Below are 23115 nucleotides of genomic sequence, written 5' to 3' on the forward strand. Positions count from 1 at the left end.
CGGTTTTCACCTATCCCTGTTGCGGATGAATCCCCGTCATTGACGCATCGTCGCAATGGCCATCCGCATTAGCTGGCATCCGAAGAACCGTCGGGTAATCCGGCCTATCTGGATGAAACGCTGCCCAGGACCGCGGCAATCCCTTCCAGCCTGACGGACAGGTAATCAATAAAAGCGCGCGCCGGATAACGGGTCGCTTTTCCGAGCGGATAGTAGGCATACACACGCGTCGGAACCATGTCCCAGCCAGACAGGAGGCGCACCAGTCTTCCTTCCTCCAGCTCGCGTCGACAGGCCCATAGACCGATCGACGCGATGCCCATTCCGGCCGCCGTAGCTGCGACAACACCTTCGTTGTCGTTGAAAGAAATCGTAGGGCGGACAGCGATGGATTCGTCGGCGCCGTCTCGAGAAAAGGTCCACGCAGTGGCGACACCGCCCGCCGGTCCGTGGACGACATGGTGCCCCTGCAGTTCCGAGGGTGTTCCCGGCGTCCCGAAACGCTCAAGATATCCAGGAGAAGCGACGATCAACCGCGGATAGGTCGTTAGCAGCCTTGCTGTAGCGTTAGAGTCTGGAAGTGTTCCCATCCTCAGCGCAACGTCCACCGCGTCGCGAACAAGGTCCTGCTTCTGGTCACCCAGAATGATCTGTATTGATAGCTTGGCGTGCATCTCCGCGAATGGGGGAATCAGCGGAATGATTTCCCGTACGCCCGCGCTGGTGGGCATGCCGATCCGCAACGTACCGCGTAATTCCCCACGTCTGACGCTTTGCTCCGCATCCTCGAGTTGATCCAGAACCGGTTCGATGCGGGCCAGGTACTCCGTTCCTTCTTCCGTGGGAATCACCGCGCGCGTCGTACGAGCCAGCAAGGAGACACCCAGTTCCTGCTCGAGCTCGGCGACGGCGCGCGACGCCTGCGATTGCGAAATTGACAGTTCGCGAGCCGCACCGGAAAAACTCTTGAGCCTCGCGACCCGCGAAAAAATCTTGAGCTGGTTGATGTCCATCTGGCACCTGCGTGGTTATGGTCCGCCGGTCACTGGGACGAAGCGCGAGTTCGGCTGATTGATGCTGCTTCCGGATAAATGATAACCGCCAATGCGGGCTTCCGGGAAGGCAGTCATGGCCTCATAGTCAGCCTCAGCAGCGCGCAACGGGCTTCATGCATGGGCTACGGCACATACGTCCGAACGCTCATCGTCGAGCTATGGCTCCAATGCACCTAACAGGAAATCGACATGGACACCGAACAGCATCAACTCGCGTCCTCTCAGGATGCGCCGCTTCCGCCGGTGGTTCTGATCACGGGCGCTCTTGCCGGTATCGGCCGCGCAACGGCACTGGCATTCGCTCGACTAGGCAGTCGCGTCGTGGTCTCCGGGCGCCGTCCTGACGCCGGCGAGGCCTTGGCCGAAGAGCTTCGCGCGCTGGGCGCAGAGGCGCGGTTCGTCGCAGCCGACGTTCGCAGCGAGGAAGACGTCAGTAAGCTTGTCGAGCAGGCGGTCGAGAGCTTCGGCCGTCTGGACGTGGCTGTCAACAACGCGGGCACCGAAGGAACCCCTGGCCCGCTGACCGGGCAGACGCTCGAAAGCTACGATTCGGTGTTTGATACAAACGTCCGCGGCACCTTGCTTCCAATGAAGTACGAGCTGCGCGTGATGCAGCGACAAGGCTTCGGCAGCATCGTGAACATCTCGTCGACGATGGGGGAACGCGGTGCGGGCAACATGTCGATATACGTCGGCAGCAAACACGCGGTCGAGGGAATCACGAAATCGGCGGCGATCGAAGCCGCGGCGTACGGTGTGAGGGTCAACGCCGTCGCGCCCGGGCCAACAGAGACAGCGATGCTCGACCGGCTTACGAACACGCCCGCTGGCAAGGCCGCCTTTTACGCCACCGTCCCTCTGCGGCGAGCCGGTACGCCCGAAGAAATCGCCGAGGCTATCGTGTTTGTCGCCTCAGAGAAGGCCAGCTTCATCACTGGGCAGATCGTTCGGGTCAACGGCGGACGTACAGCGAGCTAGCCGCTAATCTTCAGCGCGTTCAAGCGCACAGGAATCGAAATGAGCACTCTTTTCTCCCCGCTGCAACTGCGTGGCCTGCAAGTTCCGAATCCCATCGTCGTGTCGCCCATGTGCCAATACGTCGCCGTCGACGGCAGAGCCGGATCGTGGCATGTCATGCACTACGGCGGATTGGCACTGTCGGGAGCGGGTACGCTGTTTATCGAATCGACCGCCGTGGAACCTGAAGGCCGCATCACGCCAGGGGACCTCGGACTTTGGGACGACGCGACGCATTCGGCGCTCGCCCATGTGGTGGACGGCATTCGCGCTCACACGCCTACGCGCGTGATCCTTCAGCTCTCGCACGCCGGGCGGAAAGCATCGAGCGAGGTGCCGTGGCGAAACGGGCAACTGCTTACGCCCGAGGCCGGGGGGTGGCGTCCATATGGTCCATCGGCTACGCCGCATCATCCTGAAGAAGCGGCGCCTGTCGCGCTCGATACGGCTGGGCTTGACCGTGTGCGAAACGCCTACGTGGCCGCGGCCCGGCGCGCAGTGAGACTGGGCGTCGACGGCATCGAGCTGCACGGCGGCCACGGCTACCTGCTGCACCAGTTCCTGTCGCCCATTGCCAACGAGCGCACCGACGCCTATGGCGGGAGTCTTGAGAATCGCATGCGCTTTCCGCTAGAGGTGATAGAGGCGGTGCGCGAAGTGTTGCCTTCCGGTATGCCACTGGGTATCAAGCTATCCGCGTCGGACTGGATGGACGCGGGCTGGGATCTCTCACAGAGCGTTGAATTCTCCAGGCAGGCGAAGCGGCGAGGTATCGACTGGGTGACGGCGTCCTCCGGCGGCATCTCCCCGTTGCAAAAGATTCAGGTCGCTCCGAACTACCAGGTACCGTTCTCGAAGCGCATTCGCGAGGAGGCCGGAGTCGACACGATCGCCGTAGGGCTGGTCACGGCGCCGACACAGGCCGAAGACATTGTCGCTTCGGGCAGCGCCGATCTGGTCGCGATCGCACGCGGCATGCTTTTCAATCCGCGATGGGGATGGCATGCCGCGGCGGACCTGGGCGGCACAATTGACGGGGTCCCGCCGTCCTACTGGCGCGCCGCGCCACAGGGGAATTCGGGCATCTTTGCACAGGCGACCTTCGGCTCACGGTGAACTGCCGCCTTCGGCCGGCGATTCAGTTGATGTTATCGACACGGAAGCCACGTTGCCGGCCGCGATGCTTCAACTATTGCGCGGGGCATCACGCCCAACGGCGATTGGCGTCACAGCTACGACAAAACTTAGCTTGATCCCCTCGCCGAACTGCCTCGACGCCTGGTCGATTGGATCATACGTCATGCTCATGTATTGCTTGATGTCCGGCTGGCCTAGTGCAATCAAGCTGAGCATGGCTGCTCCGAGCCGTCGCGCGAACGCGTCGTCAAGCTTGAAATCGAACTCATCCAGCAATATCGGCATTTCGAGCTTTCCGGCGACGATTGTGGTCAGCCTGGCCGGGTCAACTGCCTGCACGATCAACTGTTGGCGATCTTCTGCATAGGTCACAATTATCGAATAAGGCGTGTGCTTGACCATCAATATCCTCTGCACCGTTTGTAATTTCTGAATGCATTAAGCTTGCACTGGGCGACGCCGCGCGTCCCGAGCGCGCCTTCTCCGCCGCCGTGACTTTCAGGGAAATACAAATGTGTGGAAATCCGATAATTCTTAAATAATTGTGACGTCGTTTTGCTCCTACAAACACACCACCAATGGAGAAGCAATCTGTAGGAAAACACCCGCCTTTTTCACCAGACATGACTGAATCACGACGATGACTCTGGGAATGGCAGAACGCCCGGAATCCGCGACAACGCATCTTCAAAGAGAGACTGCTCGCGTGTCGTTTATGATGAGCAGGTACGTTGACGTCTCGCGATGCAGACGAGTTTCACAGTGACGGCAGTCATTCGTCATGCTTTGCATTTGAAAACCGCAATCCCGATCAAACGCGGCTACCCACGTCCCGCTATGCTGGTTCCATGCTGACATGAGAGCCCATATGAACCCGGTTGGAAAAGCGCTCTGGTTTATCGAAAGCCACTTTGCCCGCGAGTTGACGCTCGACGAGATCGCGAACTGCGGATGCGTGTCGCGCTTTCATCTGGCGAGGGCTTTCGAAGCGGCCACGGGGTTTTCGGTGATGCGCTATGTGCGCGGGCGTCGCTTGAGCGAAGCGGCGCGTCGGCTGGCGAGCGGCGCACCGGATATCCTCGCGGTCGCCATCGACGCCGGCTACGGTTCTCACGAGGCATTCACGCGTGCATTTCGCGAGCAATTCGGGCTCACGCCCGACGCGCTGCGCGCGCGTGGTCATCTCGACAATCTCGCCCTCGTGGAGCCGATCAAAATGGACGAAACCCTGCTTACCCGTCTCGAACCACCGCGCTTTGAAGACGGCAAAGCGTTTCTTGTCGCGGGTCTGAACGAGCGCTACACCAACGAGACCTGTGCCGCGATTCCGTCGCAGTGGCAGCGTTTTGGTGATTACTTCGGCAAGGTGCCGGGGCAGGTCGGCAATGTGGCGTATGGCGTTTGCTATAACGCGGACGACAACGGCAACATCGATTATCTGTGTGGCGTTGAAGTCAGCGACTTCTCGGCTTTGCCTGCGGAGTTGAGCCGTTTGCGCATTTCGCCGCAGCGGTATGCGGTGTTTAGCCATCGCGAGCATGTTTCGACTATCCGGCGCACGTGGAATACGATCTGGAATCAGTGGCTGCCGGCATCGGGACATATTCCCGCCGATGCGCCGAACTTCGAGCGCTATGACGCGAAGTTCGATCCCGTCAGCGGGATGGGCGGGCTTGAGATCTGGTTGCCGTTGAAGAATTGAAGAACTCGCGCGCCTGTCACGACGATGCACGCGCCCGATGTCAACGAGATCAATCGCGAGACTACCTTTTCGCGCTGAACGCCTTGATCGAAGCCGCGCGCGCCGGCAATGCGGGCCGCGGCTTCGCCGTGGTGGCGAATCAGGTCAAGCGGTGGCGTACGGTTGCGCCACCTTCTTTTAATCGTTCAGTCTATCGCCCATGCCGATTGCTGACGTTTTGCGACGCTTAGTGTGGCGCGGCGGCCGGTTGCTGGGTCGCGTCGGGTCTTAGCGTGGCTGCACTTTTTGATGATGCGCTTTTGGGCTGTGGCGCGTTGGCGGAGGCTTTCGCTCTCTGCGATGCTTCGGCCAGCAGGTTGGCTGCATGGCGTGCGGTGATGCGGCTATGCGAGACGCCCTTCGCGTCGAGTGCGATTACCTGGAATAACTCGCGGTCGCATTCGAGTTCCTGCTGATACTGCTCGGCCGTGTCCACCAGCAATTCAAGGAGCGTCTGACGACGCTTTCTCTCATCGCTCGTGATGGCAGGATTCCTACATATTGAGGACGCAAGTGTGATCAAGGTGTCCAATTGACCTACTTGTCGGTCGCATAAGTGGAATGCGGATAGGGCGAGTTTTTCGTATTGGAGGGCGTCGACGGGCGGGCGTGATGCTGCCTGGTTTTTGATGGACTTGGTCATGGTGCGTCTCCCTGGTGATTCCTTGGATCGCCCGACACTCGCTTGCAAAGGGGTGAGCGGGCACGTGACGGGATTGGAAGACCGGGCTTGAAACAAACCGGCGAGCCTTGCGGCTCCCCCACCACAGCCCGCCCATTGAAATATAGACGTGCAGGGTTAGACGCACGACCCGCCTGGGCGGGTGTGCGGTTTCAAGCACAGGCTTCCAAACCTGGTCGCTGGATGTTTGCCGACGACCCAAGAATTATAAATCAGGGCAGACCGGTTGCCGTCAACTGTGTGGGCTAAATATTTGATTTGGGGCGTGGGGACGAGGACGAATTGTGACCGGGGTAACGGATATTCGGCCAATACAAGCATTTCAATCGTGGGGAGCGCTTATCAGTCAATGTCGCAATTTGTCAAAACTATATGGGTTTTGAGCTGCCGAACAAACTCGACCATATGCGACTCGTAAGTTGAGTGTCGAAAGAGGCCGCTTCGCATACAGGTAGGCGTTTGCCCAAGACGCCTTTACGGCTTTGCTTGACCGACGCATGCGGACGGTCAATCGCCACGCATCGGCTGCAAATTACCCCGCCACCAATGTGATCACCAGATATACCCTCGCGCGAAAATTCGCCATAATGGCGCGCTTAGATTTCCGAATAAAATGAGGGGAGCCTTATGAGCGACATTCAGCTGTTTCGTCTCCTGAATGGAGCAGCGAGCGAGTTGCCAAGCCAAGTCGCGAGGCTGGAGAAACACTTGCAAAGCTTGATGGAAGCCAACATGCAAACGTTGCTCGGCGCGCGTTTCCTTGCCAGCGAATATACGACCGGCAAGACCCATCGGGGTCGCATCGATTCGCTAGGTCTCGACGAGAACGGCTGTCCGATCATTATCGAATACAAACGGCATAGTAACGAAAACGTCATAAACCAAGGGTTGTACTACCTCGACTGGCTGCTCGATCATCAAGCGGAGTTCCGCTGGCTAGTGATGGACAAGCTTGGCAAAGATGAGGCAGATAAGATCGAATGGGCCGGCACGCGCCTGTTGTGCATCGCAGCCGATTTCACACGCTACGACCAGCACGCCGTGCAACAGATCCCGCGAAATGTCGAGCTGATTCGATACAAGCTTTTCGGAGATGATTTGCTGCTTCTTGAATTGGTCAATGCTCAGAGCACCCCTGAAACCGTCGTGAGCGAGTCAACGGCTACGAGCGCAGCCCCTCCGGTACAACAGGTCTCCGCGACTGCGGGGGTCTCCACGTCGGAGGCCCCGAAGTCGACGGGAAAGGACAAGACGGTCGAAGAGCAGCTTGCGCTTGCGTCCCCCGAAATACGTGACCTCTACGCCAGTATCGCCAGTTTTCTTCTGAGTCTCGGGGACGATGTGCAGGAAAAACGGCTAAAGCTCTATACGGCGTTTCGGCGCTTGAAGAATTTCGCATGCGCGATCCCGTACCCGAACAGGATACTGATCATCCTGAAGCTCGATCCCAGCACGGTCGCCTTAGAAGAAGGCTTTTCCCGAGATATTAGCCAGATCGGCCATTGGGGCACTGGAGACGTCGAACTGGCATTGCGCGGCCAAGCCGATTTCGACCGCGCGAAGACGTTGCTTGAGCGCAGCTATACCGAGGCGTAAGCAGAGTTCTCACATACGAAGGCCGATAGATTTGATAGATATGTGCCGGTCGTTGTTATGACCGACTGAATCAACTCGGCGCGGTGGCCGCCATCAACCCAAAGACGTTCGGATGGCGATCCGAGCGGCTGCTGCGCAGACTGGCGTATAGATCCTTTTTTGCCGTCGCACCGTTGGCGGCCTTGATCGCGGTGAATTCAGGAAACCCCTTCGCATTCGCCGAAAGCACTTCAGAGCCGTCAGTCGCCCAGCGCTTCCATGCCGTGAAGGTTTTGACTCCTGCCGGAACATACTTGCCAAGTGCTTCGCGATCCCTGTCGGTGAGATCGGTGAAGGTGACCTGAACCTCGACATTCTCAGTAGTCACCCCGAAGGAGCAGTCCTTTTCCGTCAGCGAACCGGGTTTGCCGTTAAAGTACCAGTCGAGTGCTCGAAGCACAGTTGACTTGCCGGCACCGTTCGGCCCGATAAATGTCGTGATCGTATCGAAGGGGATCGTCACGTCTTTCAACGTGCGAAAGTTTTTTATGCGAACAGTATGAATCTTCATTGTGGATCCCAGCTTATTGTGCTTTTTTGCCGAACGAGGACTTTGCACATACGGATTCACAGCAGAAGAGCAGCCTACCGCTAGATCATTCACTAACTGAGCGCGCCGCCGCGTGGAAATCTGCGACCGTTTCGTTTTGTGTCGCAGTAGGAACCGCTGGCGCTTGCCTCCGAGGTCTAGTCAACGATGGCTATACGTGAATCCCAAGAGCTATGCTTTCCTGACGGAATGGAACGGCGTCCGGGGAACGTTTGGGCGAGGATCGTAAGCCGTGATATTTGATTAAGGTCAAAACGCCTCCAGTCAGGAAGGCCACCGTTGCTACTTTGCCCCCCCGTCTGATAGCCGAGAATTTGCCAAGCTCCATTCGTAACGCCATATACATGAGGTTCGGCAATGCGCTGGAGGTTGCGGTAATAGAACTCTATTAACTGCTTATTCGCAATAGCTTCTAATATTAATTTTTCCACTCGGCCCTCATTTTTTGTTCGGCAAGGCGGCTCGCACGAAGGAAACCATTCGATATCGCACGGGCAACATTTGCCATAGCTACCTGACCAATACCGTTACTCGAATAAGCGCAACGGCCGAACAGTGTACATAACATCTCCGGTAGGTTTCTGGTTCCTCCTCCCGAGGCGGTTAAGATAACGAGCAACACGTACATCCTCCGCAAAAAAAACCACCCTAAAGAATACTACCCAGCCCCTTCACAAACCTCCCCACCGCCCCCTCAACATCATGCAGCTTATCCAACCCAAACAACCCAATCCGAAAGGTCTTAAAATCCTGCGGCTCATCACATTGAAGCGGAACCCCAGCCGCAATCTGCAACCCGGCATCAGCGAACTTCTTCCCAGACCGTATCCCATCATCATCGGTATAACTAACAACAACACCCGGCGCCTCAAACCCCTCAGCCGCCACGCTCCTAAACCCCCTATCCGCAAGAACTGACCGAACCCGCCGCCCAAGCTCAACCTGCTCCGCCCTCACCTTATCGAAGCCATAAGCCTCAGTCTCCTTCATAACATCACGCAAAGTCGCAAGCCCGTCCGTGGGCATCGTCGCGTGGTACGCGAATCCACCGTTCTCGTAGGCTTCCATGATCTGCAACCACTTGCGAAGATCACAAGCGAAGCTAGTGCTAGTCGTCCCTTCGATTCTTTCACGAGCAAGCTCACCAAGCATAACCAGCCCGCAACAAGGCGACGCGCTCCATCCCTTCTGCGGCGCGCTGATCAGAACGTCAACGCCGCTCGCCTTCATATCGACCCACACCGTACCGGACGCAATGCAATCCAGCACAAACATACCGTCGACGGCATGCACAGCGTCGGCCACCGCACGCAAATAAGCGTCCGGCAGCATGATCCCGGATGCAGTTTCGACATGCGGCGCAAAGACCAGATCCGGCTTGTTTTCCCTGATCGCCGCGACCACCTCTTCGATCGGCGGCGGTGCATAGGCAGCCTGTCTGCCTTCTTCGACCGGGCGCGCCTTCAGCACGATCGATTCAGACGGAATGCCGCCCATGTCGAAAATCTGCGTCCAGCGATAACTGAACCAGCCATTGCGGATGACAAGACATTTCCTGTTCGTTGCGAACTGCCGGGCAACGGCTTCCATGCCGAAAGTCCCGCTGCCCGGGACGACAACGGCCGACTTCGCGTTGTAGACCTTCTTCAGAGAATTGGAAATATCGCGCATGACTCCTTGAAAGAGCTGCGACATATGATTGAGTGATCGGTCGGTGTAAACGACTGAATATTCGAGGAGCCCCTCGCGGTCGACATCGGGAAGTAAGCCTGGCACGTTTGTCTCCGGTTATGAACGAATATAAGTTTCTACAACAGATTCTAACGAAAGCCACCTGTGGCTGCGGCAAAGGCATGTGATGTCGGCCCTTTGCGCCGGCCGCCGCCAAGCCTGAGCGAAAAACCCGCCTGACTTGATGGAAAGAACCACGCCGTCGGTTTGAGCCATCGGCATGCCCTGTACGGGCCGACCTTCCACTTGGAACTATACTGGGACACCTGGAGGTTCCAATGGCCGAACACGAAAAACCGCATCCACTACGCCCGTTCCTGAAAAACTGGATTTGGGAGCATGGACGAATCGGCACTCGCTATCTGGACTGCGTCGATGGCGAGATCAAGTTCGACGAAGGCAAGAAATCGCATTTCGCAGCCGAGAAATACACCTACGTGCCCCTTGGCAAGAGCGCTCTGGACGATACATCCACATCCAAGGATAGTCCCGCGATCCAGGAAGCGGGACTCGCCAGATTTCTGCGAGCCGCGCAGTTGGGAACACCAGCGGAAGCCGGTTCTGTAGCGGAGGTTCAACGCGCCGTGCAGGACTGCATCGAACTCGGCCTGTTCAGCACATATCAACATGCGGCTCGTGAGGCATTGGCCCGCTACGCGGAAGAACCCATGTTCGAGGACGAGATCCGCGCGGCCGTTGTCGACGATATCCGGCGCATCTACGCCGGCATGCCGGAACAACTGGCGCTGTACGATTTCAGCGTGCTTTACGGCTTGCCCACACCGCTGCTGATCAGCGAGTCGCCCTTCATCGACTGGCGCGTGCGCATCAGCCCTGCACTCCCGTTTGTATCGCTTCCGCTGGGACCTTACTGCCTGCTCGTGGGCGCGCCGTCAGGCAGGCAGAGTCGCGTCGGCTCGGTGGTCTGGAAGGCCGCCTCCGCGCTGGGCCCGCTGAAGGACCATAACCGCCAGATCGCGGAGCACGCACGTCTGTGGCTGGTGGCGACGTCTGATGATCAACTCGTCCCGGCGCAGGGCCGCATTGCCGCGGCCGCGGGCTCCAGGCCAGAGGAGGCTAAGCGCTAAACGCCCGGCAAACATCGGCGACGAGTGAGTACTGGTGTGATGACGAACGCAAGCTGCTGCGCGCGCCGCGGTCGGCTCTAAGGGTTTGTACTTATTTCCACAACATTGTTTTGTTTTGCAGACACTTAATTGCGAGCGGCCCCCGGCCTAGACTGCAATCACTGAAACGCAAACGGGTGTTTGCGGACAAACAAAGTCTGGAGGTAAGCATCATGAAACTCGTTCAATCGTTGATCGTCGCAGCCGCTCTTGCGATTCCCGCCGTATCCTCTTTTGCTCAATCGAACGACGCGGTCGCTCCGAGCAATGCTCAGGCCGCACAAACTAGCGTTGGCGGCGTCGCTGACGGTACTTCAGCGTCAGGCAGCCATCCTCACCTGCGTTCGTTCGGCACCGCTGTGTCCCACCTGGAACATAAAATTCAAGGCTCCATTCGCCCCGATCCGAATGATGGAATGAAGCCCGTATTTTTCGGCGGCGCGTAAATTGACCGGATTGATTACAGTCTCGTGTCGCTGATTGAGTGGTGGGCAGACGTCGTTGGACTGTTGAGGGAATAACGTTATAGCGCGCAGATTTATCTGCGCGTTTTCGCTTCCAGGAATCCGCCGCTGGCTCGTTGCGCCGAGTGACGGGTTTCGAGCGGATAAACCGACATCAACGGGTACGATCCGAGCCCGACGATGATCCGCACGGGTCTCGTTTCCCTGCTTGCTTTCAGCTGCGAGTTCAGGCGTGGGCGCAGGTTTGGCGCGCGGCCAGCCTCAGATGCCCGACACCATCGGCAAACGACAGTGTCACTTGCTGGCCATCCCGCATGCGAATACTGATCGTTCGATCGCGCTCATCACGCGAACCCGCCACGACGAGAAGCGGCACCTGCTTCTCCCGCGCGTCGACGATCTTTTTCTCCAGCCGCTCGGGCCGGCTGTCGAGCACCGACCTGACACCCGCCTCATCGAGCGCCTGCATAACCTCCTGCGCGTAAGCGATATTCGCGTCGCTAATCGTCGCAACCACGACTTGCTCGGGCGCCAGCCATACCGGCAACCATCCCTCGTGATGCTCGAGCAGCATCGCGATAAACCGCTCCATGCTGCCGAGCACTGCGTGATGGATCATCACAGGCCGCTCGCGCTCGTTGCGTTCGCTGACGAACTCCGCGTCAAGCCGCTCGGGCAGCACGAAGTCGAGCTGAATCGTGCCGCATTGCCAGCTCCGAGCGCGGCTGTCCGTCAGATGAAATTCGAGCTTCGGCCCGTAAAACGCGCCCTCTCCTTCGAGTACGTCGAACTGGAGACCCGCTGCACGCGCTGCGTTCGCCAACGCGTCTTCCGCGCGATCCCACGTTTCATCGCTGCCCGCACGGTTAGCCGGCCGCGTCGCCAACGCAACCTTAAAGTCAGGAAAACCGAGGTCCGCATATACCGCACGCAATAGCGAACAGAAGCGCCCGACTTCCGCTTCGATATGCGCTTCCGTGCAGAACACATGCGCATCATCCTGCACAAAAGCGCGCGTACGCTTCAGTCCTTCCAGCGAACCCGACGGCTCGTCACGGTGACACGCGCCGAACTCGCTATAGCGGACCGGCAACTCGCGATACGAACGTACGCGCTGATTGAAGACCTGCACGTGACATGGACAGCTCATCGGTTTCAGACACAGCGCGCGGCCTTCTTCCGCATCGGCCAGCGAATACATCGCCGCGCCGAACTTCTCCCAATGCCCGCTCTTTTCCCACAAGGAACGCGCCAGCAATTGCGGCGTGCGAATCTCGCGAAAGCCCGCGCGACGCATGCGGGCGCGCACATAATCTTCGAGCACGCGATACAGCTCCCAGCCGCGCGGGTGCCAGAAAACCATGCCGGCGCCTTCTTCCTGCTGATGAAAGAGGTCGAGCTTATTGCCTGATACACGATGGTCGATGTCGTTCACGGTCTTACTCCATTTGAACGGAATACTGCGAATAGACGCCGCAAACGGAGGTCCCAGAAACGCCAAAGGCCCCGTCCGTTTCCGGCGAGGCCTTTGGTGGTTTGCCACAGCTTCGTGCTTCTAGCGCGTGCAACCTCCAGACGACCCGCCTGTGATGGTGGTCGCCGTGGTGGTGACGGCAGCGAAGAGAATCGAGTGGAAGTCCATGAATCGACAGTAAACGATTTTGCAACGACGCGTCAATCGCATTCTCGACACGCTCTGGCCAGAACGGCACGTTAAACGATACGATGCATGTCTGACCCGAAGAACACCCGTCTTCGCGAAACCCGGGTCTGCAACTCAACCGACCTACCGAGCTCTTGACCTTGACTATCCATATCCGTCCCGCTCGCGCAGCCGACGCCGCATTGATTCTTCGCTTCATCACCGAACTCGCGGTGTACGAAAAGGCGGAGCACGAAGTCGTCGCATCCGTGAAGGACATCGAAGCGAGCCTGTTTTCCGCAAGCGCCAGTGCGAAGGCGCTGATCTGCGAGATGAACGGCGAGCCCATCGGCTTTTGCGTCTACTTTTTTTCGTATTCGACCTGGCTCGGCAAACAGGGGCTTTATCTGGAAGACCTGTATGTGTCGCCGGCATCGCGCGGCAGCGGCGCGGGCAAACAGATGCTGCGTCACCTCGCGCGCATTGCGTGCGACACCGGTTGCGGCCGCTTCGAATGGAGCGTGCTCGACTGGAACGAACCGGCCATCGGCTTCTACGAATCGATCGGCGCGAGCGCGCAAAGCGAATGGGTGCGCTATCGGTTGGCGGGAGATGCGCTCAAGAAGTTTGCGGAGGGTGAAGCGTAAGCGGCGCGTTAGTTCGTCTGGGCCTCACTCATCCACCGCGCCATTCGCCACGGCATTCACCTCGAACGCATCGCCGGTGGCAAAGAACGTCCCGCCGGCCACATAGTGACAGGTGCGCAAATCGGGATCGTCGCCGAAGTGCCAGCGGTTATTCGAGTACACGCGGCTATCCGCATACGCGGCGACAACTTCGCCGATGATCAGATCGTGACGCTGGCTATCGTCCGGAATCACCTTGCACTCCATCCACGTGATGCAACCCGCGAGCATGGGCACGTCGATCTGTTGCGCGGGGAACGTCTCCAGGTCGAAGGCGGAGAACTTGTCGAGCTCGGTGCCCGCACTCGTGCCCACCGCCAGCGTCTGCGCGGCGAATCCGCGGCTCGGCAATTGCAGTCCGAACACGCCGCTTGCTTCGATCAGTTGCCGCGTGAGGGTGCGGCTGTCCACCACCACGACCACCTTCGGCGGATTGAAGTCGAGCGGCATTGCCCATGACGCCGCCATCACGTTCGAGCGGCCGCCGTACGCGCTGGTGATGATCGTGACCGGTCCATGATTGAGTAACTGCGTGGCCCGCGGCAACGCCACGGGTTCCCGGGTGACTTTCATACATATGTTCCGCGTCAGATGAATGAGAGCGATTGTAGCGTCGGGGCCCGATGCGCGCTGCGCGTGCCATTCCCGCCGATCCAGGCGAGAATGAAACACCGTCTGCCGCAAGACCCGGTGGTGTTGCACGGCGACATCCATCACGGGAACGTACTCGATTTCGGCCCGCGCGGCTGGCTGGCCATCGATCCGAAAGGCCTCTACGGCGAACGCGTATTCGACTACGCGAACATTTTCTGCAATCCCGACGAAGAGGCGGCGTTGATACCGGGATGGTTCGAGCGTCGCATCGAACGGGTCGCGCGCATTGCCGAGTTCGGCCGGCGCCGTTTGCTGCAATGGATACTGGCGTGGTCCGGTTTGTCCGCGGCGTGGATTCTCGAAACGGGCGAGATGCCGGACATCGATACGGAAATCGGCAGACTGGCTGCCGGGGCGCTCAAGCGCACATAAGGCAAATCAGGGCGGCAACCCGCGAGCCGCCGCCCGGTGTTCCTCAGTGGGGCGCTTTACCGTTGGGTATGGCGTCCAGTGGTTTGTGCTGTTCTTCGCCGAGTCCAGGGAAGAACGCGTTCCACGCGGCGCGCACGCCTTGGGCGGCGGTGGCCTCGGCGCCGATCGACTCGGCTTCGCCATCGCCGGCTTTCGATGGATCGGCGGACAAGCCGCGCCAGTGCGTAAACACGAGCAACGGTTTCTCGGTCCATACGCCGTCGCCAAACTTTGCAAAAGCCGTGTCCCCGCTCGTCAATTGCACCTCATACCAGCCTTCACGGACGGGCGTGTGGGCCGCAAGCTCAAACCACGGGGTCGGTTCGATTTCCTTCATGTCGTCTCCGTTCGGATAGATCGTCATAGATAACTACAACAAAGGCATTCTTCATGCCGAGGCCAACCACGGCCTGCGGGCGCACGCCCCAAGGAATCGCCTCGGGAGCACCGCATGTCGCGCGATGTTGCAGTGCCGCGCGCGCGGCATGAGTTGCGGGCGATCCGTGGTCTCGCACACCTCGACATCGCCGCGCATAAGCGACACGATAGCGCGACATGGGCCGCGCGGACAAACGCAAAAAGTTATACGCGAAGTGTCGCGGCCGACGCCGCGGTGCGCCGGCGCTTCGGCTTGCCGTCCATCTCGCCCGCGAGCCCGGCCAGCGCATGCACAGCGGGCGCAAGTTGCCCGGCCGGCGTATTGCCGTAGCCGATCACCAGCCCGTTGGTCTCGGCGCGCGACTGCAACGCGAAGCCGGACAGCGCGCGCGGATTGAGCCCCTTGGCAAGCGCGCGTTCAGTGAGAACCCGATCGTCGATGCGAGCCGGCAGGCGCAGCGTCAAATGCATGCCGCAATTGCCGCCGAGGATTTGCGACGCCGCGAAATGCGCGGTCAGCGCGTCGCGCAACGCCTGCTGGCGCTCGCGATACAGGCGCCGCATGCGCCCCAGATGCCGCCCGAACTCGCCGCTTTCGATGAAATGCGCGAGCGCCAGTTGCTCCAGCCGGTGCCCGCCGCGCAACATCTCCTGCAAAGCGACAGCGGTATGCGCGGCGATCGCGCGCGGCAACACCACGAAACCGATCCGCAGCGCGGGAAACATCGTCTTGCTGAACGAGCCGACGTACAACACGGGCGCGTCCTCGACCAGCCCTTGCATGCTGGCGATCGGCTCGCCGGTATGGCGAAACTCGCCGTCGTAATCGTCCTCGATCAGCCAGGCGCCGCTCTGCCGCGCCTGCGCGATCAATGCCAGGCGGCGCGCCACGGACAGCACCGAACCCGTCGGATACTGATGCGCGGGCGATGTGTAAATCAGCCTGGGCGGCTGTGTGCGCCAAGCATCGGCCGGCACTGCCATGCCTTCGGCGTCGACGGGCATGGGCAGCGTGGTCAGGTCGCCCTGATTGAACGCGGCCTTCGCGCCGCGATAACCGGGATCCTCGACCCACGCGACGTCGCCGGGATTGGTGAAGAGTCGCACGCACAGGTTCAGCGCCTCCTGCGCGCCCTCGGTGATCACCACCTGCGAGCCTTCGCAGCGCACTCCGCGGGCCATGCGCAGGTGCGCGGCGATCGCGTCGCGCAACGCCGGCTCGCCAGCCGGCGTGCCGTAGCCGAGCGCGAGGGGCAACGCGCGCTCCATCGAGCGTTCAAGCGCGCGCCGCCACGCAGTCACCGGAAAGCGGTCCAGCGCCGGCGTGCCCGGCGTCAGCGGCAAGGTGTTGTCGGCGTGGCTGAGCGTGGCCGCGAACTGTCCGACGCGCGCGGCGTAGGCCACGTCCGGCGCGGCAGGCCGCGCTTGCGGCTCGCCGCGCGCGGACGGGCTGGAGAGCGGACTCACGCGCGTGCCCCGCTGGTCCGCAACCACGTAACCGACCGCGGCCAGATGCTCGTATGCGATCACCACCGTATTGCGCGACACGCCCATTTCCGCCGCGAGCAGCCGTGACGAAGGCAGCAGCGATCCGGCCGGCAAGCGCCCGGTGAGAATCGCCCGCTGCAAGCGCTCGATCAACTGTTTTTGCAGCGGCTCCGGCTTCGCACCGCTGCCGGCGGGCGCCGATCGTAGCGGGCTCGTGAGCGGGCCAATGATCTCGATCATCGTGGCTGGATCTATCAAATGGGTTAGCGGTGGATCTTTTGAACATACCACGTTTGCCGTATCGTTCTCCGTCAATGACGATCATTCGCAACCGGGAGGAGAAGAGCCATGCAACCAAGACGCAACGCGTTCGAACAACCGATCGGCGCCCCCGTGCCGGGCTGGAACGGCGCTCAGGCGCCCGGCCGCGAGCCGCTGGCGGGGCGCTATTGCCGGATCGAGCCGGTGGACGTGGAGCGTCATGCCGAGGACTTGTACGAGGCGTACAGCTCCGCCGCCGATGGTCGCGACTGGACCTATCTGACAGTGGGTCCGTTCGAGAGCCTCGCCGCTTATCGCGAGCATCTGACGCGCGCCGCCGCGTCCACCGATCCGCTTCACTACGCCGTAATCGATCTGGCGACCGGCAAGGCGGTCGGCACGCTGGCGCTGATGCGCATCGACCGCGCCAACGGCGTGATCGAAGTCGGCCACGTCACGTATTCGCCGCGGCTGAAGCGCACGCGCATCGCCACAGAGGCGATGTTCCTGCTGATGACGCAAGTGTTCGACAAACTGGGCTATCGGCGCTTCGAATGGAAGTGCGATTCGCTGAACGGTCCTTCGCGCGCGGCGGCGTTGCGCTACGGGTTCACGTTCGAGGGGATCTTTCGCCAGGCGATCGTGTATCGCGAGCGCAATCGCGATACCGCGTGGTTTTCAGTCATCGACAGCGAATGGCCCGCGCTGCGGCCGAGCTACGCGCGCTGGCTCGATGCCGGCAACTTCGATGCGCAAGGCCAGCAGGTTGAACGGCTGGCGGATCTGATCGCGCAGCAGCGGGCAGCGGCGAGCAACGACGCGTAATAAGGCGCGTGTCGAGCCGGCCGGCACGGCGGCTAGCTCGACGGAACCGGGCCGTAGCCGGCGGCGGCGCTCACCGCTTGTCGCGCGCTGGCTCAGACCGCAGGTGCCGGGCGACGCAGCACGATGGTCGGTTTGCCTTTGTACGTGGTGCGAAGCTGCTCGCGATAACCGCACTTGTGGGCAACGCGCAGCGACGGCAGATTTTCCGGCGCGACGATACAGGCCGTTTCGCCACCCGGCCACTGCTGATCGGCCCATTCCAGCGCGGCACGCACGGCCTCGGTCGCGTAGCCGTGGCCATGCACGGCCGGGTCCAGTGCCCAGCCGACTTCAGGCGTTCCCATCAATGACGGCTCGATCTCGCGATGGTAGTCGGCAAAACCGACTTCGCCGAGAAACCGGCCGCTCTGTTTGTCCCGCACGACCCAATAGCCGTAGCCGAGCATCGTCCAATGTCCCGCGTAGCGCAGCAGACGCGCCCAGACTTCTTCGCGCGTAAAGGGCTTGCCGCCGATGTAGCGGATCACCTCGGGATCGGACCACATCGCGTAGCTATCGAGGAAATCGTCGAGCGTGTGCGGACGCAGGGACAGGCGCGGGGTGGTGAGGAGCGTGGGACGGGTGGACATTGCGTAGGAGCGGATAGTGGTTGGAGTGGCCCGGCAAGCAGTGCGCTCGATGATCGCAGATTTTTTCCGCGTGAGGGGCCTGGCCAGATTCCTGATCGCGCACGCCGCAAGCTATGGCAGGAGAGGAGACTTCGCCATACACTCCCCGATACGTCTGCGTAACCGGATCGGCGCAATAAGCGCGTCGATACCAGGTCGCGCGCCTCGCGCATCGTTGCGCTGCTCACCACGCTCCGCCGATGAAACTCCGCCCACGCTACCTCACCGCGTTGATCGTCAACGTCGCCCTGCCCTGGCTTGCCTACCGGCTCGCCTTCCCGCACTGGGGCCACCTCGGCGCGCAGGCTGCGTCGGCGCTGCCGCTGCTCGCGTGGATGAGTTGGGAGCTGCTGCGCTATCGCCATTTCGACGCGCTCAGCGCGATCGTGCTGGTCGGCATCGTGCTCTCGCTTCTGGCCATGAGCATCAGCCTCGCCGGCAACACCCGGCTGCGAGCAATCGAAGAACCGATGGTATCCGGCATGGTCGGCGTGTCGTTCCTGGTATCGCTCGCGCTGCCGCGGCCACTGGTGTTTTATCTCGCCCGCTCGACCATGTCGCGCGAGGATTATCGTAGCGTCGGGAGCTTCGAGCGGCACTGGCGCGAACGGCCCACGCTCGTCGCCTATATCCGCCTGATGACGCTCGTGTGGGGCATCGGCATGACGGGCGAGAATGTCCTGCGCAGTCTGATCGTCTGGCAATGGCCGGGCGACCCGCGCTCGGCCATTGCCTCGAATGTGCTGAGGTACGGCGTCTATGCCGGCCTGACGGCCTGGACTTTCTGGTGCCGCCGGCTCATCAAACGCGATGCGCTGCGCTATCCGGACGACACCGTGAGCGAGGCAAATCACCTGGCCAGTTGACCAGCACCGCCATCACGCCAGTTCGAGAAAACGCGCCAGACACGGATTGCGATTCGCCGGCGACCACGCCAGCACCTGCTCGATCAACGGCGCATCGACCAGCGGCCGGAACACCACGCCCGCGAGTTGCGCCTTGCGCATCGACGCCGGCACGAGCGCCACGCCCACCCCTTCGTCGACGAGACTCAGCACCGTTTGCTGCAACTGCACTTCGAAGCGTATGTCGGGTTCGAAGCCGCCGGAGCGGCAATGTTCGAGGATCGTCGCACGCAAAGTGGGCGCCACTTCCCCGGACGCGAGCACGAACGGCTCGCCCGCCAGTTGCGCGATCTTCAGGCGCCGCGCGCGGGCGCGTGGATGGCTGCGCGACAGCGCGACGCACAACGGCTCGCTGACAATCGTGCGCGTGGCAAGCCCCTTGTCCGGCACGTTGGGGAACATGATGGCCGCGTCGATGTGGCCGGCGAGCACCTGCTCGGCGAGATCGTTCGAGACGACCTCGCGCAGGTTCAGCGCCACCTCGGGAAACGCGGCGCCGAAAACCCGCGCATAGCCTGGCACGACGCTGTAAGCCGCACACATCGTGAAGCCGATGGCAAGCTTGCCCGCCTCGCCCTGCGCGGCGGCTTGCGCGTTACTGACCGCCTGTTCGACGGCGGTGAGAATCGCCTTCGCGTCGGCGTAAAAGCGCTCGCCCGCGGCCGTCAAGGTGACGCTGCGCGGACTGCGCTCGACCAGCGTCACGCCGACGCTCGCCTCCAGCGCCGCCAGTTGCCGGCTCAGCGGCGGCTGCGACAGGTTCAGACGCGCCGCCGCCCGGCCGAAATGGCGCGTCTCGGCAAGCGTCACGAAGTAGCGCAGCGGCTTGATATCGATCACGATGCACTCGCGCGAAATGACAATGCAAAAAAGGTATTGTTGGGCACAAAAAACAGTATTGGATTGTATCAACGCCAGCCACTACGCTGGCGGTTTGCCATTTTTTCAGAAATCGTCCCGCGTCGATGCTTGCCACCCTCGAAATTTTGCTTCCCGTCTTCGGCCTGATTTTCGCGGGTTTTGCATGCCGCCGGCGCAACGTGCTCGGGCCGAACTCGGCGTCGGAACTGAACCGCTTCGTGGTCTGGCTGGCATTGCCGGCGTTGCTGTTCGACATCATGGCGCACGCCACCTGGCAACAGCTCTATCAACCGGCCTTCGTCGCCACATTTTCGCTTGCGTGCGTCAGCGTGTTCGTGCTGATTCTCGCGCTGCGCCTGATAAACGGCCGGCATCTCGCCGACGCGAGCGTGGATGCGATCGCGGCCTCGTATCCGAACACCGGTTACATCGGCTTCCCGCTGGGCGTGATCGCGTTCGGCCCGGCCAGTCTGACGCCGACCACGATCGCCACGATCCTCGTCGCCTGCGTGCTGTTCGCGTTCGCGATCGTGCTGATCGAGGTGGGCCTGCAGAGCGAGCGCACGCCGCACAAGCTCGCTCTGAAAGTGCTGGGCTCGCTGGCGCGCAATCCGCTGATCGTGTCGCCGCTTGTGGGCGTGCTGTTTGCCAGTCTGCATGTCGCGATGCCGGCCAGCGTCGAGACCTTCCTGAAGCTGCTGGGCGGCGCGGCGAGCCCATGCGCGCTGGTGAGCCTCGGTTTGTTCCTTGCGGAGAAGCGCCCATCGGAGACAGGCACGCGCGGCATTTCCTGGTTGCTGACCGGCGTCAAGCTGCTGGTGCAGCCGGCGCTGACGTGGTGGTTCGCGGCGCGCGTATTCGGACTCCCGCCCACGCTGGTCGAAATGGCGGTCGTTCTGGCCGCGCTGCCCACCGGCACCGGCCCGTTCATGCTCGCCGAGTTCTACGAACGCGAAGCGCACATCACCTCGCGGACGATCCTGCTGTCGACCGTGGGCTCGATCGCCACTCTGTCGTTGCTGTTGCTGCTGATGGGCCATCGAACCTGAGCGCATCTGAGCACATCTGAGCGCGCCGGCCGGCGCGCGAGTATCCGGCGGCGCGCGCCTCGCGTTATGCTTCGAACACGGACCGCCACGGTCCGCGACCTTCTTGCGCGAAGCCCGAGCCAACTCCGCCGTGCCCAAAGCCCGCCCACCCGAACTCCACGACGACGCCGACGCCCGTTCGCTCGCGCGGCACTATCCGCGCGGGCTGCGCATCGACCCGCATTCGCACACGTGGGCGCAAGTGCTGTACGCGGTATCGGGCGTGATGTGGGTGGAAGTCGGGCGCGAAGCGCTGGTCGTGCCGCCGCAACGCGCGGTCTGGCTGCCGGCCGGCACGCAGCACTCCATCCACATGATGAGCGAAGTGGAGATGCGCAACCTCTATCTTCACGAGCGCAATGTCGGCCATCTCAGCCGGCGCAGCGACGTGTTCGAGGTGAACGGCCTGCTGCGCGAACTGATCACCTCGATCGCGGAATACGAGGGCACCGGCGCGCGTGATCCAGCCTATCTGGACGCCGCCTACCGTCTCGCCATGCTGGAACTCGCACACGCGCCGCGTTCGTCGCTGCGCATCGCGCTGCCCGATGCTTCGGACCGGCGGCTCGAAGCGCTATGCCGCGCGGTGATCGACAACCCGTCGATCGCGATCAGTTTCGAGCAGCACGCGGCATCGGTCGGCGCGAGCGTGCGAACGCTGGCGCGACTCTTCACGCGGGAGCTGGGCGTCGGCTTTGCCGAATGGCGCCGCCAGGTGCAACTGGCGGTCGCCGTCTCCTGGCTCGCCGAAGGACGCCCGGTGAGCAGCATCGCGCGCTCGCTCGGTTTTCAGCCGAGCAGCTTCAGCGACATGTTCCGGCGCGAACTGGGCGCGCCGCCAACCGGCTTCGATCCGGACGGCACGCTGAGCGAAGCGGCTTACGCCGTCTCGCCCGAACCGGTGAAAAGCAATCTTCGCTGATCACCTGGGCAGTCCGTAGCGTCAGAGCATTCCGCACCGCCACGCGGGCGAGCGATCACCAAACCGCCTTGTCCGAAATTCGAAAGTCTTTGTCCTGACGCCTTAGTGCCGGTCATCTAGACTAGGTTTCACTAGCTACGCGAAACAGCCCGGAATCCAGCAAGGAGCGACATACGATGAAAGCCATCCAGTTCAAATCTTTTGGCAGCCCCGAGGTGCTCGAACACGTCGATCTGCCGACTCCGCAAGCCGATGCGGACAACGTCGTGGTACAGGTCAAGGCGGCCTCGGTGAATCCGAGCGACGTCAAGAACGTCTCCGGACATTTTGGACACACGGTCCTACCCCGCACGCCCGGGCGCGACTTCAGCGGCGTGGTGGTGGACGGCCCGCAAACATGGCTCGGCGCGCAAGTGTGGGGCACGGGTGGCGACATCGGCTTCACACGCGACGGCACACATGCCGAGTTCATCAAGGTGCCGCTCGCGGCACTGTCGCGCAAACCCGGAACGCTGAGCCATGCCGAAGCTTCCGCGATCGGCGTGAACTTCGTGGTGGCGTGGCTGGGCACGGTCGAGTACGCGCATCTGCAAGCGGGCGAAACCATCGCGGTGATCGGCGCGGGCGGCGGCGTGGGCGGCGCGGTGGTCCAGATCGCCAAGGCACGCGGCGCCCGTGTGATCGCCGTGGACCGTCATCCGCTCGACGCGGATACGCCGGCGGGCCGCCTGATCGACGACTACGTTCCGTTCGACGAAAACGTCACCGGTCGCTTGAGAGCGCTGACCGGCGGCGCAGGTGCGGACGTGGTGTATGACACGGTCGGCGGCGTGGCCTTCGAGACCGCATTGAGCCTCGTCAAACGGCGTGGCCGCGTGCTGGAAATCAGCGCGACCGGCAAGCGCCGCGTCGAATTCGATCTGATCGACTTCTATCACAACGAGACCCAACTGCTCGGCGTGGATAGCGCGAAGCTCGGCGTTGCGGACTCGGCGCCGTTGATGACAGCGCTGGTCGAAGGCTTCGAAACCGGCAAGCTGACCGGACCAGTGATCGCGCAGACCTTCCCGCTCGAACGTGCTCGCGAAGCGTACGAAGCCGTTGCCGCCGGCACGCGCGGCCGGGTCGTCATTACGATGTAATCGCCGGAACGATTGGCGGGCGTAGCGGCCCGCTTTTTACGAAAC

23 protein-coding genes and 3 pseudogenes are annotated in these 23115 nt (G+C 61.5%); 14 read left to right on the top strand and 12 right to left on the bottom strand.

Annotation, left to right across the window (positions count from 1 at the left end):
* Positions 1-104 precede the first annotated feature (104 nt).
* Entirely contained in the window at positions 105-1013 is a 909-nt protein-coding gene (locus BXE_RS35525; RefSeq protein ID WP_011492954.1) for a LysR family transcriptional regulator, read from the bottom strand.
* Between the two features lie 231 nt (positions 1014-1244).
* Between BXE_RS35525 and BXE_RS35530 the strand changes: the two genes are divergently transcribed.
* Both BXE_RS35530 and BXE_RS35535 read left to right on the top strand, forming a co-directional pair.
* Positions 1245-2033 carry an SDR family NAD(P)-dependent oxidoreductase gene (locus BXE_RS35530; protein WP_011492955.1) on the top strand — a complete coding sequence of 263 codons (789 nt, stop codon included), beginning with the start codon at positions 1245-1247 and terminating at the stop codon, positions 2031-2033.
* Between the two features lie 39 nt (positions 2034-2072).
* Positions 2073-3188 (top strand): NADH:flavin oxidoreductase/NADH oxidase, encoded by a 1116-nt coding sequence (locus tag BXE_RS35535; protein WP_011492956.1) that lies wholly within the window; start codon positions 2073-2075, stop codon positions 3186-3188.
* Between the two features lie 69 nt (positions 3189-3257).
* On the opposite strand, the gene BXE_RS35540 is transcribed toward BXE_RS35535, so the two are convergent.
* On the bottom strand, positions 3258-3611 hold the full coding sequence (locus BXE_RS35540) for a hypothetical protein (RefSeq protein ID WP_011492957.1): 354 nt from the start codon (positions 3609-3611) through the stop codon (positions 3258-3260).
* Positions 3612-4077: 466 nt separating this feature from the next.
* Here BXE_RS35540 and BXE_RS35545 point away from each other — a divergent pair, with 466 nt between their 5' ends.
* Entirely contained in the window at positions 4078-4911 is an 834-nt protein-coding gene (locus BXE_RS35545) for an AraC family transcriptional regulator (RefSeq protein ID WP_040124316.1), read from the top strand.
* 36 nt (positions 4912-4947) lie between these two features.
* Positions 4948-5060: pseudogene (locus BXE_RS48300) on the top strand (methyl-accepting chemotaxis protein); the annotation flags it as partial.
* Positions 5061-5137: 77 nt separating this feature from the next.
* On the opposite strand, the gene BXE_RS35550 reads toward BXE_RS48300, so the two are convergent.
* Positions 5138-5593, bottom strand: a complete 456-nt coding sequence (locus BXE_RS35550; protein ID WP_011492960.1) for a hypothetical protein — start codon at positions 5591-5593, stop codon at positions 5138-5140.
* 666 nt (positions 5594-6259) lie between these two features.
* On the opposite strand from BXE_RS35550, the gene BXE_RS35555 reads away from it, so the two are divergent.
* Positions 6260-7228 carry a DUF5655 domain-containing protein gene (locus BXE_RS35555; protein ID WP_011492961.1) on the top strand — a complete coding sequence of 323 codons (969 nt, stop codon included), beginning with the start codon at positions 6260-6262 and terminating at the stop codon, positions 7226-7228.
* Between the two features lie 127 nt (positions 7229-7355).
* On the opposite strand, the pseudogene BXE_RS35560 reads toward BXE_RS35555, so the two are convergent.
* From BXE_RS35560 to BXE_RS35565, 3 genes and pseudogenes are all read right to left on the bottom strand, one after another.
* Positions 7356-7778 (bottom strand): annotated as a pseudogene (locus tag BXE_RS35560) (ATP-dependent nuclease); the annotation flags it as partial.
* 176 nt (positions 7779-7954) lie between these two features.
* Positions 7955-8248 (bottom strand): WYL domain-containing protein, encoded by a 294-nt coding sequence (locus BXE_RS48305; protein WP_011492963.1) that lies wholly within the window; start codon positions 8246-8248, stop codon positions 7955-7957.
* Positions 8249-8465: 217 nt separating this feature from the next.
* Entirely contained in the window at positions 8466-9593 is a 1128-nt protein-coding gene (locus tag BXE_RS35565; protein ID WP_011492964.1) for an aminotransferase class V-fold PLP-dependent enzyme, read from the bottom strand.
* A 233-nt stretch (positions 9594-9826) separates the two neighbouring features.
* Between BXE_RS35565 and BXE_RS35570 the strand changes: the two genes are divergently transcribed.
* Positions 9827-10636 (top strand): hypothetical protein, encoded by an 810-nt coding sequence (locus tag BXE_RS35570; RefSeq protein WP_011492965.1) that lies wholly within the window; start codon positions 9827-9829, stop codon positions 10634-10636.
* A 212-nt stretch (positions 10637-10848) separates the two neighbouring features.
* Positions 10849-11121, top strand: a complete 273-nt coding sequence (locus BXE_RS35575; RefSeq protein ID WP_040124310.1) for a hypothetical protein — start codon at positions 10849-10851, stop codon at positions 11119-11121.
* A 244-nt stretch (positions 11122-11365) separates the two neighbouring features.
* On the opposite strand, the gene thrS is transcribed toward BXE_RS35575, so the two are convergent.
* Positions 11366-12574 carry a threonine--tRNA ligase gene (gene thrS, locus BXE_RS35580; protein ID WP_049782328.1) on the bottom strand — a complete coding sequence of 403 codons (1209 nt, stop codon included), beginning with the start codon at positions 12572-12574 and terminating at the stop codon, positions 11366-11368.
* 368 nt (positions 12575-12942) lie between these two features.
* On the opposite strand from thrS, the gene BXE_RS35585 reads away from it, so the two are divergent.
* A complete protein-coding gene (locus BXE_RS35585) occupies positions 12943-13428 on the top strand; it encodes a GNAT family N-acetyltransferase (protein ID WP_040124309.1) in 486 nt (161 codons plus the stop codon).
* Between the two features lie 24 nt (positions 13429-13452).
* Here BXE_RS35585 and BXE_RS35590 read toward each other — a convergent pair whose 3' ends face one another.
* Positions 13453-14040 carry a flavin reductase family protein gene (locus BXE_RS35590; protein ID WP_011492969.1) on the bottom strand — a complete coding sequence of 196 codons (588 nt, stop codon included), beginning with the start codon at positions 14038-14040 and terminating at the stop codon, positions 13453-13455.
* Positions 14041-14145: 105 nt separating this feature from the next.
* Here BXE_RS35590 and BXE_RS35595 point away from each other — a divergent pair.
* Positions 14146-14493, top strand: a pseudogene (locus BXE_RS35595) (aminoglycoside phosphotransferase family protein); the annotation flags it as partial.
* Between the two features lie 43 nt (positions 14494-14536).
* Here the strand turns inward: BXE_RS35595 and BXE_RS35600 are convergent.
* Together BXE_RS35600 and BXE_RS35605 are read right to left on the bottom strand one after the other, a co-directional pair.
* Entirely contained in the window at positions 14537-14869 is a 333-nt protein-coding gene (locus tag BXE_RS35600) for a hypothetical protein (RefSeq protein WP_040125135.1), read from the bottom strand.
* A 245-nt stretch (positions 14870-15114) separates the two neighbouring features.
* Positions 15115-16638: a PLP-dependent aminotransferase family protein gene (locus BXE_RS35605; protein ID WP_011492972.1), complete on the bottom strand. Its 1524-nt coding sequence runs from the start codon at positions 16636-16638 to the stop codon at positions 15115-15117.
* 108 nt (positions 16639-16746) lie between these two features.
* Between BXE_RS35605 and BXE_RS35610 the strand changes: the two genes are divergently transcribed.
* Complete coding sequence (locus tag BXE_RS35610; RefSeq protein ID WP_011492973.1) at positions 16747-17484, top strand: GNAT family N-acetyltransferase; 738 nt, start codon at positions 16747-16749, stop codon at positions 17482-17484.
* 92 nt (positions 17485-17576) lie between these two features.
* On the opposite strand, the gene BXE_RS35615 is transcribed toward BXE_RS35610, so the two are convergent.
* The gene (locus BXE_RS35615) at positions 17577-18113 is read right to left on the bottom strand and encodes a GNAT family N-acetyltransferase (RefSeq protein WP_011492974.1); all 537 of its coding nucleotides are present in this window, start codon (positions 18111-18113) and stop codon (positions 17577-17579) included.
* 239 nt (positions 18114-18352) lie between these two features.
* Here BXE_RS35615 and BXE_RS35620 point away from each other — a divergent pair, with 239 nt between their 5' ends.
* The gene (locus BXE_RS35620) at positions 18353-19018 is read left to right on the top strand and encodes a VC0807 family protein (protein ID WP_011492975.1); all 666 of its coding nucleotides are present in this window, start codon (positions 18353-18355) and stop codon (positions 19016-19018) included.
* Positions 19019-19030: 12 nt separating this feature from the next.
* Here BXE_RS35620 and BXE_RS35625 read toward each other — a convergent pair whose 3' ends face one another.
* Entirely contained in the window at positions 19031-19897 is an 867-nt protein-coding gene (locus BXE_RS35625) for a LysR family transcriptional regulator (RefSeq protein ID WP_040124306.1), read from the bottom strand.
* A 125-nt stretch (positions 19898-20022) separates the two neighbouring features.
* Between BXE_RS35625 and BXE_RS35630 the strand changes: the two genes are divergently transcribed.
* From BXE_RS35630 to BXE_RS35640, 3 genes are all read left to right on the top strand, one after another.
* Positions 20023-20967, top strand: a complete 945-nt coding sequence (locus BXE_RS35630; RefSeq protein WP_011492977.1) for an AEC family transporter — start codon at positions 20023-20025, stop codon at positions 20965-20967.
* 130 nt (positions 20968-21097) lie between these two features.
* Positions 21098-21928 carry an AraC family transcriptional regulator gene (locus BXE_RS35635; RefSeq protein ID WP_040124304.1) on the top strand — a complete coding sequence of 277 codons (831 nt, stop codon included), beginning with the start codon at positions 21098-21100 and terminating at the stop codon, positions 21926-21928.
* A gap of 176 nt (positions 21929-22104) precedes the next feature.
* Positions 22105-23070, top strand: a complete 966-nt coding sequence (locus BXE_RS35640) for a quinone oxidoreductase family protein (protein WP_011492979.1) — start codon at positions 22105-22107, stop codon at positions 23068-23070.
* Positions 23071-23115 lie beyond the last annotated feature (45 nt).

It is taken from the genome of Paraburkholderia xenovorans LB400 (assembly GCF_000013645.1).
Lineage (GTDB): Bacteria > Pseudomonadota > Gammaproteobacteria > Burkholderiales > Burkholderiaceae > Paraburkholderia > Paraburkholderia xenovorans.

What these genes read in the sequence shown, in the direction of transcription:
- BXE_RS35535 (WP_011492956.1), top strand. Translation starts at nt 2,073, where the DNA reads ATGAGCACTCTTTTCTCCCCGCTGCAACTGCGTGGCCTGCAAGTTCCG.
- BXE_RS35525 (WP_011492954.1), bottom strand. Translation starts at nt 1,013, where the DNA reads ATGGACATCAACCAGCTCAAGATTTTTTCGCGGGTCGCGAGGCTCAAG.
- BXE_RS35530 (WP_011492955.1), top strand. Translation starts at nt 1,245, where the DNA reads ATGGACACCGAACAGCATCAACTCGCGTCCTCTCAGGATGCGCCGCTT.
- BXE_RS35550 (WP_011492960.1), bottom strand. Translation starts at nt 5,593, where the DNA reads ATGACCAAGTCCATCAAAAACCAGGCAGCATCACGCCCGCCCGTCGAC.
- BXE_RS35610 (WP_011492973.1), top strand. Translation starts at nt 16,747, where the DNA reads ATGCAACCAAGACGCAACGCGTTCGAACAACCGATCGGCGCCCCCGTG.
- BXE_RS35540 (WP_011492957.1), bottom strand. Translation starts at nt 3,611, where the DNA reads ATGGTCAAGCACACGCCTTATTCGATAATTGTGACCTATGCAGAAGAT.
- BXE_RS35555 (WP_011492961.1), top strand. Translation starts at nt 6,260, where the DNA reads ATGAGCGACATTCAGCTGTTTCGTCTCCTGAATGGAGCAGCGAGCGAG.
- BXE_RS35570 (WP_011492965.1), top strand. Translation starts at nt 9,827, where the DNA reads ATGGCCGAACACGAAAAACCGCATCCACTACGCCCGTTCCTGAAAAAC.
- BXE_RS35545 (WP_040124316.1), top strand. Translation starts at nt 4,078, where the DNA reads ATGAACCCGGTTGGAAAAGCGCTCTGGTTTATCGAAAGCCACTTTGCC.
- BXE_RS35575 (WP_040124310.1), top strand. Translation starts at nt 10,849, where the DNA reads ATGAAACTCGTTCAATCGTTGATCGTCGCAGCCGCTCTTGCGATTCCC.
- BXE_RS35630 (WP_011492977.1), top strand. Translation starts at nt 20,023, where the DNA reads ATGCTTGCCACCCTCGAAATTTTGCTTCCCGTCTTCGGCCTGATTTTC.
- BXE_RS35590 (WP_011492969.1), bottom strand. Translation starts at nt 14,040, where the DNA reads ATGAAAGTCACCCGGGAACCCGTGGCGTTGCCGCGGGCCACGCAGTTA.
- BXE_RS35615 (WP_011492974.1), bottom strand. Translation starts at nt 18,113, where the DNA reads ATGTCCACCCGTCCCACGCTCCTCACCACCCCGCGCCTGTCCCTGCGT.
- BXE_RS35600 (WP_040125135.1), bottom strand. Translation starts at nt 14,869, where the DNA reads ATGAAGGAAATCGAACCGACCCCGTGGTTTGAGCTTGCGGCCCACACG.
- BXE_RS35620 (WP_011492975.1), top strand. Translation starts at nt 18,353, where the DNA reads ATGAAACTCCGCCCACGCTACCTCACCGCGTTGATCGTCAACGTCGCC.
- BXE_RS35605 (WP_011492972.1), bottom strand. Translation starts at nt 16,638, where the DNA reads ATGATCGAGATCATTGGCCCGCTCACGAGCCCGCTACGATCGGCGCCC.
- BXE_RS35640 (WP_011492979.1), top strand. Translation starts at nt 22,105, where the DNA reads ATGAAAGCCATCCAGTTCAAATCTTTTGGCAGCCCCGAGGTGCTCGAA.